General features: G+C 61.1%; 12 protein-coding genes. 8 read left to right on the top strand and 4 right to left on the bottom strand.

The genetic code is table 11. From position 1 onward, the window contains the following. Positions 1-15: 15 nt before the first annotated feature. From gntK to E4P32_RS16315, 4 genes are all read left to right on the top strand, one after another. A complete protein-coding gene (gene gntK, locus E4P32_RS16330) occupies positions 16-1,554 on the top strand; it encodes a gluconokinase (RefSeq protein ID WP_116434799.1) in 1,539 nt (512 codons plus the stop codon). Between the two features lie 39 nt (positions 1,555-1,593). Further along, a complete protein-coding gene (locus tag E4P32_RS16325) occupies positions 1,594-2,379 on the top strand; it encodes an SDR family NAD(P)-dependent oxidoreductase (RefSeq protein WP_116434800.1) in 786 nt (261 codons plus the stop codon). Positions 2,380-2,396: 17 nt separating this feature from the next. Next, a complete protein-coding gene (locus E4P32_RS16320) occupies positions 2,397-3,434 on the top strand; it encodes an L-idonate 5-dehydrogenase (protein WP_116434801.1) in 1,038 nt (345 codons plus the stop codon). A 327-nt stretch (positions 3,435-3,761) separates the two neighbouring features. Further along, positions 3,762-4,898 carry a porin gene (locus E4P32_RS16315; RefSeq protein ID WP_116434802.1) on the top strand — a complete coding sequence of 379 codons (1,137 nt, stop codon included), beginning with the start codon at positions 3,762-3,764 and terminating at the stop codon, positions 4,896-4,898. A gap of 103 nt (positions 4,899-5,001) precedes the next feature. Here E4P32_RS16315 and E4P32_RS16310 read toward each other — a convergent pair whose 3' ends face one another. Next, on the bottom strand, positions 5,002-6,129 hold the full coding sequence (locus E4P32_RS16310) for a mandelate racemase/muconate lactonizing enzyme family protein (RefSeq protein ID WP_116434803.1): 1,128 nt from the start codon (positions 6,127-6,129) through the stop codon (positions 5,002-5,004). A gap of 202 nt (positions 6,130-6,331) precedes the next feature. On the opposite strand from E4P32_RS16310, the gene E4P32_RS16305 reads away from it, so the two are divergent. The 3 genes from E4P32_RS16305 to E4P32_RS16295 all read left to right on the top strand — a co-directional run bounded on the left by E4P32_RS16305 (position 6,332) and on the right by E4P32_RS16295 (position 9,708). Further along, positions 6,332-7,210 (top strand): LysR family transcriptional regulator, encoded by an 879-nt coding sequence (locus E4P32_RS16305; protein WP_116434804.1) that lies wholly within the window; start codon positions 6,332-6,334, stop codon positions 7,208-7,210. A 125-nt stretch (positions 7,211-7,335) separates the two neighbouring features. Continuing rightward, complete coding sequence (locus E4P32_RS16300; RefSeq protein ID WP_116434805.1) at positions 7,336-8,283, top strand: dihydrodipicolinate synthase family protein; 948 nt, start codon at positions 7,336-7,338, stop codon at positions 8,281-8,283. 99 nt (positions 8,284-8,382) lie between these two features. Next, positions 8,383-9,708, top strand: coding sequence for an MFS transporter (locus E4P32_RS16295; RefSeq protein ID WP_116434806.1), 1,326 nt, complete (start codon positions 8,383-8,385; stop codon positions 9,706-9,708). On the opposite strand, the gene E4P32_RS16290 is transcribed toward E4P32_RS16295, so the two are convergent. Genes E4P32_RS16290 through E4P32_RS16280 form a run of 3 tightly spaced genes read right to left on the bottom strand, consistent with a single transcriptional unit; the run spans position 9,698 to position 13,021 of the window. After that, entirely contained in the window at positions 9,698-10,744 is a 1,047-nt protein-coding gene (locus E4P32_RS16290) for a carbon-nitrogen hydrolase family protein (protein WP_116434807.1), read from the bottom strand. The genes E4P32_RS16295 and E4P32_RS16290 overlap by 11 nt on opposite strands. Before the next feature lie 34 nt (positions 10,745-10,778). Next, positions 10,779-12,689 (bottom strand): cation acetate symporter, encoded by a 1,911-nt coding sequence (locus E4P32_RS16285; protein WP_116434808.1) that lies wholly within the window; start codon positions 12,687-12,689, stop codon positions 10,779-10,781. Then, entirely contained in the window at positions 12,686-13,021 is a 336-nt protein-coding gene (locus E4P32_RS16280; protein WP_116434809.1) for a DUF485 domain-containing protein, read from the bottom strand. Before E4P32_RS16280 ends, E4P32_RS16285 begins: the two co-directional genes overlap by 4 nt. 311 nt (positions 13,022-13,332) lie before the next feature. On the opposite strand from E4P32_RS16280, the gene E4P32_RS16275 reads away from it, so the two are divergent. After that, entirely contained in the window at positions 13,333-14,247 is a 915-nt protein-coding gene (locus E4P32_RS16275; RefSeq protein WP_116434810.1) for a LysR family transcriptional regulator, read from the top strand. Positions 14,248-14,278: the final 31 nt, after the last annotated feature.

Genomic DNA, 14,278 nt, shown 5'->3' with positions numbered 1-14,278 from the left:
GTAAAGGAAATACTCATGTCGCACTTCATGCTCGGCGTCGATATCGGCACCACCAGCACCAAGACCGTGGTGTTCACGCTGGACGGCCAGGTGGTGGCCCAGAACGCCGTCGAATATCCGGTGCTGTGCACCGAGCCGGGCATGTCCGAGCAGGATCCGCTGCAGATGTTCGACGCGGTGCTGGGCTCGATCGCCGGCGCCGTCGCGGCCGCCAAGGCTGCGCCCGGCGAGATCGAGCTGGTCTCCTTCAGCGCCGCCATGCACAGCCTGATCGCGCTCGACGGTCACAACAACCTGCTCAGCAACAGCATCACCTGGGGCGACATCCGCGCCAGCGTCTGGGCTGAACGCATCAAGAACGAGTTCGACGGCCAGGCCATCTACCGCCGCACCGGCACGCCCATCCATCCGATGTCGCCGCTGTGCAAGCTGATGTGGATGCGCCACGAAAAATCCGACATCTTCAAGCAGGCTGCGCGCTTTGTCGGCATCAAGGAATACGTATTGTTCCGCCTGTTCGGCGAATGGCTGGTGGATTATTCGATCGCCTCCGCCACCGGCATGTTCAACCTCGAACAACTGGACTGGGACGAAGGCGCACTGGCATTGCTGCAAGTCGATGCGCGCCAGTTGCCCAAGCCGGTACCGACTACGCATCAATTGCAGGGACTTGACGCAGCAGTTGCCGAGCAGCTCGGCTTGCGCGCCGATACGCCGTTCGTCATCGGCGCCAACGACGGCGTGCTGTCCAACCTCGGCGTCAACGCCATCCATCCGGGCCAGGTGGCGGTCACCATCGGCACTTCCGGCGCCATGCGCACGGTGGTCGAACGGCCGGTGACCGATGCCTCCGGACGCACCTTTTGCTACGCGTTGACGGAGCAGCATTGGGTGGTCGGCGGGCCGGTCAACAACGGCGGCAATATCTTCCGCTGGGTGCGCGACGAGCTCGCCACCGCCGAAGCGGAGCAGGCGCGCAAGGATGGCGTCGATCCCTACGACGCCTTGACCCGTATCGCCGAACACATCGCGCCGGGCGCAGAAGGCCTGCTGTTCCATCCGTATCTCTCGGGCGAACGCGCACCGCTGTGGAATGCCGACCTGCGCGGTTCCTTCTTCGGCCTGGCGCTGCATCACCGCAAGGAACACATGATCCGCGCCGCGCTCGAAGGCGTGATCTTCAACCTCTACTCCATCCTGCCCGCGGTCGAAGACCTGATCGGCCCGACCAAACGAATGATGGCGACCGGCGGCTTTGCGCGCTCGGCCCTATGGCGCCAGATGATGGCCGACATCTTCAATCGTGAAGTTGTGGTGCCGCAAAGCGTCGAATCATCCTGTCTGGGCGCCGCCGTGCTTGGTTTACTCGCGCTCGGCAAGATCAAGTCGCTCGACGTCATTTCCGACATGGTCGGTTCGACCAACCGTCATCTGCCGATTCCGGAAAACGTCGCCATCTACGATCGCCTGCGGCCGATCTTCATGGCGATCCCGCACAAGCTGGCCGACGAATACCGGGCGCTGGCGGCGTTCCAGCGGCTCGACATCAAATAATTCCAACCTCATTCCACACATAACAAGCAAGGAGACAGAATGACCGCAACATTACCCGCAGGCCTGCAGAGTTTTTCGCTAAGCGGCCGGCTCGCGCTGATCACCGGTTCCAGCGGCGGCATCGGCCTGGCGCTGGCGCGCGGCCTGGCTGCCGCCGGCGCCTCCATCGTGCTCAACGGCCGCGACGCCGCCAAGCTCGCCGTCGTGGCGGCGAAGCTGCGCGAAGAGGGCTACACGATTCACGAGTCCTCCTTCGACGCGACCTCGTCGGCTTCGGTGGAAGCCGCGGTAGCGAAGATCGAGGCCGACATCGGCCCCATCGAGATTCTGTTCAACAACGCCGGCATCCAGCGCCGCGCGCCGCTGGAAGACTTCAAGGAGTCCGACTGGAACGACCTGATCAGCACCAACCTGAACAGCGTGTTCTTCACCGCCAAGGCCGTCGCGCAAGGCATGATCAAACGCGGCCGCGGCAAGATCATCAACGTCTGTTCGGTGCAGAGCGAACTCGGTCGTCCCAACATCGCGCCGTACACGGCGACCAAGGGTGCGGTGAAGATGTTTACCAAGGGCATGGCGATCGACTGGGGCAAGTACGGCCTGCAGGTCAACGGCCTCGGCCCGGGCTATTTCAAGACCGAGATGAACATGGCGCTGGTCGCCGATGAAAAATTCTCCGAGTGGCTGATCGGCCGCACGCCTTCACGTCGCTGGGGCGACGTCGAGGACCTGGTCGGCGCGGCGGTGTTCCTGTCCAGCGACGCATCGAAATTCGTCAACGGCCACATCCTCTATGTCGATGGCGGCGTTACCGCTACTCTATAAAAACCAAGGACAACATCATGCAACAAGGCATCGTCATCCACGCGCCGCACGACCTGCGCGTCCAGGAATTGCAGACCGCAGAACTGCAGCCGCATCAACTCAAGGTGAAGGTCAAAGCCGGCGGCATCTGCGGCTCCGACCTGCACTACTATCACAACGGCGGCTTCGGCACCGTGCGCATCAAGGAGCCGATGGTGCTCGGCCATGAAGTCTCCGGCATGATCGCCGAGACCGGTTCCGCCATCACCGACATCAAGGCCGGCACCCGCATTTCCATCAGCCCGAGCAATCCCTGCGGCCTGTGCAAGTACTGCCAGGAAGGCAAGCAGAACCACTGTCTCGACATGCGCTTCTACGGCAGCGCGATGCGCATGCCACACGTGCAGGGCGCCTTCCGCCAGGAAATCATCATCGAGCGCGCACAGGCGCACGTCGTCGCCGACCACGTCAGCGACGGCGAAGCGGCGATGGCTGAACCTTTGTCGGTGGCGTTGCATGCAGTGCGCCGCGCCGGTCCGCTGTTCGGCAAGCGTGTGCTGGTCACCGGCTGTGGTCCGATCGGCGCGCTCACCGTGATCGCCGCACGTCGCGCCGGCGCCTTGCAGATCGTCGTCACCGACGTGGCAAAAATGCCGTTGGAAAGCGCCTTGAAAGTCGGTGCCGATCAGGCCATCAACGTCGCGCAGGACGCCGAAGTGCTCAAGGCATTCACGCAGGACAAGGGCACCTTCGACGTGCTGTTCGAAGCCAGCGGCAACGAGCAGGCCTTGCGCGGCGCGCTCGACACGCTGCGTCCGGGGGCCGTGATCGTGCAGGTCGGCCTGGGCGGCGATATCAACTTTCCGGCCAACCTGCTGGTCGGCAAAGAGTTGGAATGGCGCGGCGCCTTCCGTTTCCATGAAGAGTTCGCGCTGGCGGTGGAATTGATGAACAAGAAGCTGGTCGACGTGAAGCCGCTGATTTCAGCGACCTATCCGTTCGAGAAGTCGGTCGAGGCCTTTGAGATTGCCGGTGATCGTTCGAAGATGATGAAGGTGCAACTGAGCTTCGATTAATTTTTTACCGCTAGCAATACTTTCCGAAGCCGCTCATGAGAGCGGCTTTTTTTACGTCTTTTTTTACGTAGTTTTTGCTACGCAGCAGAAATGAAACATACCCACAAGCTTGTTGTAATCGCACATCTACGGGTTTTCCGCTATACACCGCTGGATAGCACGTAAATATAATCCGGCATGTTCGATACAGGGCTGCACACCCACCATCCGCTGCAGCACCTTCCATACGCAGATCGTCACCACACGATACCGCAGGCGTTCGTCCGAACGACAATAAAAAAATCGAACATACACCTACCTATTCCACAATCTGACTCAGGGATTTTCATGAAGAAAAGCGTATTCGCCCTGGCGGCTCTGTCCGCCGTGGCCGCCACTTCCACATTCACCACACTGACCGCGCACGCGCAAAGCAGCGTCACCGTCTACGGCATCATCGACACCAGCCTGACCTACACCAGCAAAGTCGGCGCCAACAACAGCAGCCGTTTCAGCATCGACTCGGGCGACATGGCGACGTCGCGCATCGGCTTCAAAGGCGTCGAAGACCTCGGCGGCGGCCTGTCGGCGATCTTCAATCTGGAAAACGGCTTCAATGCCGACACCGGCGGCCTCGGCACAGCCAATACCTTGTTCGACCGCAAATCGGTGGTCGGCCTGAGCGGCGGGTTCGGCACCGTGACCATTGGCCGCCAGACTGATTACCTGGAAGACATCGGCTCCAAATACACCTCGGTGCAGACCTTCGGCGCCAATGGCGTCAAGGGCGGCCACTTCAATAATCTGGACCGTGTTGCCGGCGGCGCGCGTACCGACAACTCGGTGCGCTACGACACGGCCAACCTGAGCGGCTTCACCGGCAGCCTGTTCTACGGCTTCGGCGAAGTGGCGGGCAAGACTTCCGCGGGCCAGGCATTCGGCTTTGCCGGCAACTACAGCAACGGTCCGTTCGGCATCGGCGCCGGTTACTACCAAAGCAAACTGGCGGCGGACGCCTTGCCGGCCCGCGCGGGCGACACCAATCTGAAAACCTTCACCATCGGCACGAGTTATCAGGCAGGTCCGGCCAAGTTGTATGCGGCGTGGTCGCAATCCAAACAGCCGGCTGCCGCAGCCGTTGCGGCGACCGGCCTGGTGCAGATCGTCACCGCGACCAAAGCCAACATCTTCGACGTCGGCGTCGACTATGCGCTCACCGGCAATCTGCATCTGCTGGGCAGCGTGATCTATGACCGCGCCAACATCAACCGCGTGACGACAGGCGCCACCAAGGTCTCGTCGACGCAGCTCAACGTCGGCGTGGATTATTACCTGTCCAAGCGCACCGATATTTATGCGCTGTACACCAACCAACGCGCCAAGGACGCCATCAATCCCGGCGTCGTCAATGCCGCGTACTCGTCGTCGCCTGCCGACGACAGCTCGCAGAATGTGGTGCGCCTGGGTCTGCGTCACCGGTTCTGACGGCATGAAGTCTTGAGGTTATAAAAAAGTAATCAGCAATAATTGAGAATGGCAGGCGCCGCTGATTCGGTTCCTGCCATTTTTTTCACCTGCTGAGTTGCCACTACTTGCCGACGGTAATCCACTTGCCGTACTTCACCACCTGCGCCTCGTCGAAGTTGAAGCCGAGTCCCGGCGTCTGATGCAGGATCACGTTGCCGTTGCGATGTTCCAGCTGGCGATCGATCAGGCGACGGAAGTTCAGCACCTGGTCGTCCCAGAAGAATTCCACATAACGCGCATTCGGCGTCGCCGCCACCAGCGGGGCATGCACGTCATGGAACCAGTGCGGGCACATGATCTTGCCGTAGCTGGCCGCGGTTGCCGCAATGCGGCGCCATTCGGTGATGCCGCCGCAGACCACGGCATCGGTCTGCAAAATCGCTGCGGCGTCCTTGTCCAGCAACTCCTTGTGATACCAGCGGCCGTAACCGATTTCGCCGGTGGCGATCGGCACGCGCGTGAGCCTGGCCAGCTTGGCGTGGCTGTCGATGTCGTCCGGCGAGAACGGTTCTTCGATGAAGTAGGGGTCGTATTGCTCGATGCGATTCACGTGTTGCAAGGCCTGCGTGACATCGCCCCAGCCGTTGTTGATGTCCAGCATCAGTTCGATGTCCGGGCCGATGGCTTCGCGTGCGGCGCGCACACGGGCTTCCTCTTCCTTGGGCGAGAGGCGGCCGGATTTCATCTTCACCGCCTTGAAACCTTTGTCGACATAGCTGGCCATTTCATCGCCCAGCATCTGCGGCGTCTTGCCGTCGAGGTAATAACCGCCGCTGGCGTAAGCCGGCACTTCATCGAGATGCACTGCGCCCAAGTATTTGTGCAGCGGCAGTTGATGCGTGCGCGCATTGAGATCCCAGATCGCCGTGTCGAGAATGCTCAGGGCGCGCATGACGGTGCCGGCGCGACCTTGCAGCAAGGCTTCCTGATACATCGCCTGCCACAGACCTTCGACGGCGTAAGAATCCTTGCCGATCAGCACCGGCGCCAGCAATTGTTCGACTGCCGCCGTCAGGATCGCGCCGCCGGTGCTGCCGACGTAGCAAAAGCCGATGCCTTCGACGCCGTCGGTCGAGCGCACCTTGACCAGGCCGTAGTGGCGCGACGAGACGGTGCGCGTGGCAAATGAGGTGACGCGGTCGAGCGGCACTTCGGCGAAGCAGACTGAAATGGATTGAATAATGGGCATGTCTTGTTTCCTCCTGATTGAAATGAGCGCGCTGCACGTGTCGCCTATGTCGCCTATGTCGGATATGTCGTTTGGTGCAGCGTCGAGCACATTCTGATTGACGCCAATCGATGAAAACAGTACGTTCCGATATCTTGAAAAGATAATTATTCTATTGATCAGGCGAAGACCTGACGTTTGCTTGACCCAAGGGAGGGACACCATGGATTCACGTTTTCTGCAGAGCTTCATCCACGTGGCCGAACTCGGCTCCATCGCCGAAGCCGCGCGCCGGCTCGATCTCACGCCCGCCGCCGTAGCGCAGCGCGTCAAGATGCTGGAGGAGGAAATGGGCATGAGCCTGATCCGCCGCTCCGGCCGTACGGTGGCGCCGACCGAGGCGGGCGCGCGCATCCTTGAGCGCGGCCGCAAGGTCTTGCGCGACATCCGCGATCTGCGCGACGACCTCAACGACAGTTCGGATTTATCAGGACAATTGCGTCTCGGCGCTGCACCGACCATGATGCTGGCGGTGTTGCCGGACCTGGTGTCGCAGTTCCTGAGCCGGCATCCCCAAGTCGATACTTATCTGGAGCCGGGCACCTCCGCCACGCTGTTTCGCAAAGTGGTGGATGGCGACCTGGATGCGGCGCTGTTGATCCAGCCGCTGTTCGAATTGCCCAAGAGTTGCGGCTGGCACACCATGCGCGAAGAGCCGCTGGTCTTGCTCACGCCCGCATCGATGAAGGTCACCGACGTGCATGCCACACTGGAGAGCGAGCCCTTCCTGCGCTATGACCGCGGCACCGTGGGCGGCCAGTTCGCCGACGCCTATCTGCGCCAATACGGCATCCGCACGCGTCAGCGTTGCGAGCTCGACGGCCTTGATTCGATTGCGGCGCTGGTCGACAAGGGGATCGGCGTGTCGCTGGTGCCGGCTTGGTTGGCGGCGCGCGGCAACAATCTCGAACTGAAACGCTGGCCGCTGCCGCATCGCTCATCCAAACGCGTGGTTGGCATGATCTGGACGCGCACCTCGGCGCGCACGCGGCTGGTGAGCTCGTTCCTGGAACTGGTCAAGAAGTGGAAAGAGGGCAAATAAGAGCGTCTATCTTTCCCGTCAGGAAGATAAAAATTCTATTGATTGACGTAACAAGAGCATAACTATTCTCCTGAGCTGATCGCGCAATACTGGCGTCCACAGCGATACCCAAGGAGACCAAGCTCATGTCCGTTTCACTTATTCCCAAATTGCGCGGCGTGCTGTCGCCGGTGCTCACGCCTTTCGAGGCGGACGGTTCGCCGTCGGTGCCGCGCTTCATCGAACACTGCCGCACCTTGCTCAACCACGACGTCGGCCTGGCGATCTTCGGCACCAATTCCGAGGCGACCTCGATGAGCGTGAAAGAAAAGCGCGCCTTGCTCGACGCCGTCCTCGCCGCCGGCATGCCGGCCGCACGCATGATGCCCGGCGTCGGCGCCTGCAATCTGGACGACACCGCCGAACTGGCGCGTCATGCCGTCACCGCCGGTTGCGGCGGCGTGCTGGTGTTGCCGCCGTTCTTTTACAAGGGCGTGAGCGAAGAAGGTTTGTTCCGCTCCTTCGCCGGCATGATTGACGCCGTCGGCGATGCCCGCTTGCGTGTCTACCTGTATCACATCCCGCCGGTGACGCAGGTCGGCATCAGCCTGCAGCTGATCGAGCGCTTGCTGAAAGCCTTCCCCGGCGTCATCGCCGGCGTCAAGGACAGCTCGGGCGACTGGGACAACACGGCGGCCATGCTGAAGGAGTTCGGCAAGGATGGCTTCGACGTGTTTGCCGGCAGTGAAATCGCCTTGGTCGACACCATGCGCCACGGCGGCGCAGGCGTGATTTCAGCCACGGCCAACGTCAATCCGGGAGGTATCGCGGGCCTGCTGCGCGATTGGAAAAATGACGATGCGGCGGCGCGGCAAGCTGCGTTGAATCAGGTGCGCGCGGCCTTCGGCCAATTCCCGATCATCGCCGCGATGAAGGCGGCGATGGCCTCGGGCCTCAAGGATCCGGCGTGGAACAAGTTGCGTGCACCGCTGGTGGAGCTGGACCGGATCCAGCGCGAGAGCTTGCTGCGGCAACTCGACGCGCTCGGCTTCCAGCTCTATCGTGGTCAGGTGGAGGAAGCTGAGGCGCATTGAATCGAGGGATCACACGACAATATTCATACGACATAAAAAGAGCGACGGCGCGACTGCAAGAGCAGTAACGCCGACGCCGACAAGACAACAGGAGACACCATGCAACCCAACACCACGCTGGCTTCGGCCGCGCACAATTTATCCGCGACGTCGCAGGATGCCGCCAACGCTGTTTTTAAACGCGCCGCCTGGCGCTTCATCCCGCTGCTGTTCGTCAGCTACGTGGTGGCTTATCTCGACCGCGTCAACATCGGTTTCGCCAAGCTGCAGATGCTCAACGATCTGCAATTCAGCGATGCCGTGTACGGCCTCGGCGCAGGATTATTCTTCCTCGGTTATTTCCTGTTCGAAGTGCCGAGCAATCTGCTGCTGCACAAGCTCGGCGCGCGGCGCTGGATCGCGCGCATCATGATCACCTGGGGCGTGCTGTCGGCGGCCACGGCATGGGTCGATTCACCGACCACGTTCTACGTGATTCGCTTCTTGCTCGGCGTGGCGGAGGCGGGCTTCTTCCCCGGCGTGATCCTGTACCTGACGTACTGGTTTCCGTCGCACCGGCGCGGCCGCATGACGGCCATGTTCATGGCCGGCAATCCGGTCTCGGGCATTGTCGGCGCGCCGCTGTCGGGCTACATCATGTACGCTTTCGCCGGCACCATGGGCATGTCGGGCTGGCAGTGGCTGTTTATCCTCGAAGCGATTCCGGCGGTGATCCTGAGCGTGGTGATTTATTGCTATCTCGACGATCGCGTGGCCGACGTCACCTGGCTCAATGCGGAAGAAAAGAATCTCATCAAGAACGAAATCGATCAGGACGCCCAGGTGCGCACGCATAGCTCCGTCAAGAGCGTCATGCTGTCGCCGCGCGTCTGGCTGCTGTGCCTGATCCTGTTCGGCGTGATCATGGGATCGTATGCGATCGGCTTCTGGCTGCCGAGCATCATCCGCAGCGCCGGCATCGCCGATCCCTTCCACATCGGCCTGCTGGCGATGATTCCTTACACCGCTGCGCTGATCTCCATGCTGCTGGCCAGCCGCAGCGCCGACCATTTCCGTGAGCGCCGCTGGCACGTCATCGTGCCGGTGCTGGTGGCGGCGACCGGCTTTTGCATCTGCGCCATGAGTGAGAACCAGATCACGCCGGCAATCTTCGGCCTGAGCCTGGGCGCCATGGGAGTGGTGACTGCGGTGGCGATGTTCTGGGCATTGCCGACCGCCTTCCTGGGCGGCGCTGGTGCAGCGGCGGGGATTGCGCTGATCAACTGCACCGGCAACCTGGCAGGCTTTGTCAGCCCGTCGGTAATCGGCTGGCTGAAGACGCAGACGCATTCGGTGTCGTCGGGTCTGTTTTTCGTGGCGGCGATGCTGGCCTTATCGGCGTTGCTGGTGCTGAGCTTCATCCCGGCCAAGGTAGTCAATCGCTGACCAGCGGCGCAGCAACGGCTGAATGCGCTGTTGCACCGGGCGCATCAGGCGTTGAGTCTTCCGCGCCTTCCCAGGTAATCGGCTGGATGCGCTTGCGATTGACGACCAGATCGAATACGTCGAAGCGATTGTAGTAACCGACCACGTCGTGGAACTGTTTGGGTTCGACGCATGCCGACAAATCGAAGGTGGCATAGGCGATGCCTTCGTCGGCTTGCAGTGAATCGCCGATCTGCGTGCCGGTCGGTGTGACGAACTGGGTAGCGGCTTTCGGCGTGCGTTCCAGCAGGTCGGCTACGGATTTGTCTTCCGCCGTCAGCATGTCGAAGGCGCTTTGGTCCAGGCAGCTTCCGCACAGGATGCCGTAGGCCTTGGCTTCAAACGAATGGGCGCTGGCGCGGATGCGGTTTGCCGTCACGTTGTCGAAGTTCTCGCCGCTGCCCGGCTTCTTGGTCGGCCAGATCGGCGGCCAGCTGGAGATATGGATCTGTTCGCCCTGGGCAATGAGCGAGTAACGCGCCAGCGGGTTGGTGTTCTCGCCGCAAATGAGGCCGCCGATCTTGCCGATGCGCGTCGCCGCGACGTGCAGCCCGGCGCCGTCGCCGGGCGCCCAGACCATCTTTTCGTAGAAGGTCGGCACCAGCTTGCGATGATGATTGAGCAGGCTGCCGTCATCGCCGATCAGGACGTTGGAGTTCCAGATGCAGCCGACGCTGACCGGCGTCGCTTCACTGAATCCCATCGAGACAAAGACCTTGTGACGCGCGGCGGTAGCGCGCAGTTCAGTTATCTCGGGGCCGTCGATAAGCAAGCTGTTGGCGCACATCTTCTTGAACCATTCGTGGTTGTAGATGGGCGCCCACAGCGCGGCCCAGACCGGAAAGCCGGGGATGAAAGATTCAGGGAAGACGATCAGCTCGGCGCCGTGGGAGGCCGCTTCGGCGATCAGGGACAAGGCCTTTTGCAATGTCGCAGCACTGTCCATATACACCGGTGCGACGTGCATCGCGGCGACTTTGACGGTAGGGAAATTCATGATGGGATCCTTTTGTTGAACAAAGAAAAATGTTTCAGTGGGCGACGGCCTGTTCCACGCCGATGCCGGTTTCGCGGCGCACCGCGAGTTCTTCCCAGCGCGCTATCGCCCGTTTGTCGGTGATCAGCAGCGAGAAAATGAAGACCAGCAAAAATCCGACCGGAATGGAAATGATGCCGGGGTTGCGCAAGGAGATCAGCGGCGCCTTCAAGCCCACCAGGCTGGTGGCGTCGTCGGCAATGGCTGCCGCCTGTGCTGCAGCAATAGCGCTTTCCTTTCGCAATTTGTCGCGCGCTTCCGCTGTCACGCCGGAAGAATTTTTCTCGGCATCGACAATGCGCAGGTCCAATGCGGCGACGGTGGCGAGGGCGGCTGTTTTTTGTTGCAGCGGATAGGTCATGTTGGGCGACACCAGCACCAGCACGATGGACAGCGTAGTGCCGCCGATCACGCCTGCCAGCACGCCGGCGGTGCTGCAGCGTTTCCAGTACAGGGTCATCAGCAGCGCCGGCAAGTTGGCGGACGCCGCCACCGCATAGCCGAGTCCGACCAGGTGGGCGACGTTCTGGCCCTTGGCGAGTATCCCGCAGACCACACAGATCACCGCCATCATCAACGTCGCCACACGGGCGGCACGGACCTGTTCCTGCTCGGTCGCACGGCCGTTGCGGATGGCGCCGACGTAGACGTCGTGCGCCAACGCAGATGCCGCCGCCAGCGTCAGTCCCGCCACCACGGCCACGATGGTGGCAAACGCCACGGCAGCGACGAACGCCAGCATGAAATTGCCCGCCAGGCTGTCGGCGCCGCCACCCAGGAACTGGGCCAGCATCGGTGCGGCAAGGTTGCCGCCTTTGTCGAGTACGACAATGGCCTTGGCGCCGACATAGTGGGCGGCGGCAAAACCGATGAACACGATCAGCAGATGGCATACGCCGATGGCCAGCATCGCCCAGAGTACGGAGCTGCGCGCCGTCTTGGCGTCGGGCACGGTGAAGAAACGCATCAGGATATGCGGCATGGCGGCAGTGCCGAGCACCAGCGCCAGCCCCAGCGACAATTGTTCCAGTGGATTTTTCAGATACAGGCCCGACTCAAGGAAGCGTTGTCCGGCTTCCTGCATGCCCAGCGCCTGGGAGCCCTTGAGCAAGGTCTCGCTGACATACGATTGCAGCATCGGATTGCGGGTCAGCGACACAAAGAACTCGGACACATTGAAGCCGAATGGCGCCCACGACAGGATCACCAGCACGAAGCACGAGGAGATCAGCAGGATGGCCTTGATGACTTGCACCGAGGTGGTTGCGCGCATGCCGCCGAACACGACATAGGTCAGCATCAGGATGCCGACCGCCAGCACGGAGATCTCGTAGGGAATGCCGATCAGGGCGCGCAGGATGACGGCGCCGCCGACGATCTGCGGCACCATGTAAAACACCGCCACGATGATGCTGGACACTGCGGCCGCCACCTTGGTGCTGCGAAAGCTGTTGCGGTAGGCCAGCACATCGCCGAGCGTGTAGCGGCCGAGATTGCGGCAGGGCTCGGCCACCAGCAGGAGCACCGGGATGAAGGCCACGAAGAAACCGATGAGGTAGGCAATGCCGTCATAGCCGTACAGGGCGATCAATCCGGAAACGCCGAGGAAGGCGGCGGCGGACAGATAATCGCCGGCAATCGCGAGACCGTTGCGAATGGGGCCGATGCCGCCGCCGGCCGTGTAGTAGTCAGTCGCGGTGCGGTTGCGTTTGGCGGCAAGGTAAGTGATGAACAGGGTCGCGCCGAAGAAGATCGCGAAGATCGCCATGGTCATTCCCTGGAAGTCGTCGCCGACCAGGACCTTGGTCTGGGCGCAGGCGGCGCCGGAGACCAGAAACAGCGTCATGGCCGACGGCAGTGCCAACGCCGGAGCAGGCAAGCGTTTGATGTTCAGCAAGGAAGTCATGCCAATTCCTTTCGGGGTTGAGGTAAAGGTAGGGCTGCCATCCGGGCCACTTCCAGGTCCAGCTTGCGCATGTTGATGGCGTAGATATAGGCGATCAGACCACCGATGGGATATTGCAGCAGGCCGTAAGCCAGGCCGACGTTGACCACGCCGAACAGCCGGGCGTGGAAGATCGACGGAAAAAAGGTCGTGACGGCGGGGATGGAGAAATAGAACAGCGTGCCGACGATGAAGAGCGTCAGGACCACTCTTCTGCGCTGGCGGGAAACTGCATGGAATTGCGGATTGCGATACATGGTTGACCATGTGTCGGACAGGTTGTCGTTCTGCATGTAGCCCCCTGAAAGGTTGAGCAAACGGAAAAAGCCAAACCGGCGCTTGCCCGGACTGTTGCAGCAGCATCATCAGCGGCACCGGCGGACTCACTTGGCGAACGAAGGTTAGCAGTCTGTTTTGGGGAAGAAAACTGGCGATTGCGCAATCGTCATTGCAAATTTGCAATGGGTATTTTTTACTATTTCGGTGCGTAAATTGCTGCGAATGCACATTTATCGTGCTCGATATGAGGCTCGATGCGGAGGATTTCTGCTGCGATATACTGTTTATTCGGCGAGTTGCCGGATAACCCATTGCGAAATTGCAGATGAGCACAAAAAGCCCCAATTGGAATGACCTGCGTATCTTCCTCGAGGTAGCGCGCGCCGGGACGCTGTCCGGCGCCGCCGCCAAACTGCGTGTGGATCATTCCACCATCAGCCGTCGTATCGCCCATCTGGAGGCGATTCTCAATGCGCCGGTATTCGAAAGGGACCATCAGGGATTCCACATCACGGTGAAGGGACGCGAGTTGCTGGAGCATGTCGAAGCCATGGAATCCGGCGCGCTGGCGATCACCGAATCCTTGTCCGGCACCTCGCGCATTCCGTCCGGTCCGGTGCGCATCGCTACCATGGAAGGCATCGCCTCGCTTTATCTGTCGCGGCAATTCGTCAGCTTCAAGGAGCGCTATCCGCTGATCCAGATCGAACTCGTCACCTCCACGCAACTGGTCCATGTGAGCCAGCGTGAAGCGGATGTTTTCCTGAGCTTCTTTCCGTCCGAAGGCAAGGGGCTGGAGGTGGAGCCGGTGGGGGCGTTTCCGCTCCATCTCTATGCCTCGGAAAGCTACCTCGCCCGCCACGGCGTGCCGGGTTCGGTCGGCGAACTCAGGGATCATCAGTTCGTGTCGTATGTCGACGACCTGATTCAACTCAATACGGTGCGTTGGCTGGAAGAGGCGATCAAGAATCCGCCGGTGGTGTTTCATTCATCGAGCATGATTGCCCAATTGTTTGCCGCAGCCGAGGGTGGTGGCATCGTCATGCTGCCGGCGTTTTCCAATGCGGAGCGATTCGGTTTGCGCGCGCTGCTGGTGGACCAGATCGACGTGAAACGCACCATCTGGATGACGGTGCATCGCGAGCGCTGTTTCATGCCGCGGATCAAGGCGGTTCAGCAATTCATCAAAGACATCCTGGCGCGCGACTTTCCTCTGCCGCCGGGGATCAGGAGCAAGTGAGCGCGTAAAAAAAAGCGCCCCTCGCAGGGAG

Source organism: Herbaspirillum sp. 3R11 (genome assembly GCF_004563925.1).
Taxonomy (GTDB): domain Bacteria; phylum Pseudomonadota; class Gammaproteobacteria; order Burkholderiales; family Burkholderiaceae_D; genus Herbaspirillum.
The sequence above is the reverse complement of the archived record's forward strand: the minus strand, read 5'-3'. Positions and strand labels throughout refer to the sequence as shown.

Excerpts from the sequence above, each read along its gene's own strand:
- E4P32_RS16310 (WP_116434803.1), bottom strand. The coding sequence starts at position 6,129 with ATGCCCATTATTCAATCCATTTCAGTCTGCTTCGCCGAAGTGCCGCTC.
- E4P32_RS16275 (WP_116434810.1), top strand. The coding sequence starts at position 13,333 with ATGAGCACAAAAAGCCCCAATTGGAATGACCTGCGTATCTTCCTCGAG.
- E4P32_RS16300 (WP_116434805.1), top strand. The coding sequence starts at position 7,336 with ATGTCCGTTTCACTTATTCCCAAATTGCGCGGCGTGCTGTCGCCGGTG.
- E4P32_RS16315 (WP_116434802.1), top strand. The coding sequence starts at position 3,762 with ATGAAGAAAAGCGTATTCGCCCTGGCGGCTCTGTCCGCCGTGGCCGCC.
- E4P32_RS16295 (WP_116434806.1), top strand. The coding sequence starts at position 8,383 with ATGCAACCCAACACCACGCTGGCTTCGGCCGCGCACAATTTATCCGCG.
- E4P32_RS16285 (WP_116434808.1), bottom strand. The coding sequence starts at position 12,689 with ATGACTTCCTTGCTGAACATCAAACGCTTGCCTGCTCCGGCGTTGGCA.
- E4P32_RS16280 (WP_116434809.1), bottom strand. The coding sequence starts at position 13,021 with ATGCAGAACGACAACCTGTCCGACACATGGTCAACCATGTATCGCAAT.
- E4P32_RS16290 (WP_116434807.1), bottom strand. The coding sequence starts at position 10,744 with ATGAATTTCCCTACCGTCAAAGTCGCCGCGATGCACGTCGCACCGGTG.
- gntK (WP_116434799.1), top strand. The coding sequence starts at position 16 with ATGTCGCACTTCATGCTCGGCGTCGATATCGGCACCACCAGCACCAAG.
- E4P32_RS16305 (WP_116434804.1), top strand. The coding sequence starts at position 6,332 with ATGGATTCACGTTTTCTGCAGAGCTTCATCCACGTGGCCGAACTCGGC.
- E4P32_RS16320 (WP_116434801.1), top strand. The coding sequence starts at position 2,397 with ATGCAACAAGGCATCGTCATCCACGCGCCGCACGACCTGCGCGTCCAG.
- E4P32_RS16325 (WP_116434800.1), top strand. The coding sequence starts at position 1,594 with ATGACCGCAACATTACCCGCAGGCCTGCAGAGTTTTTCGCTAAGCGGC.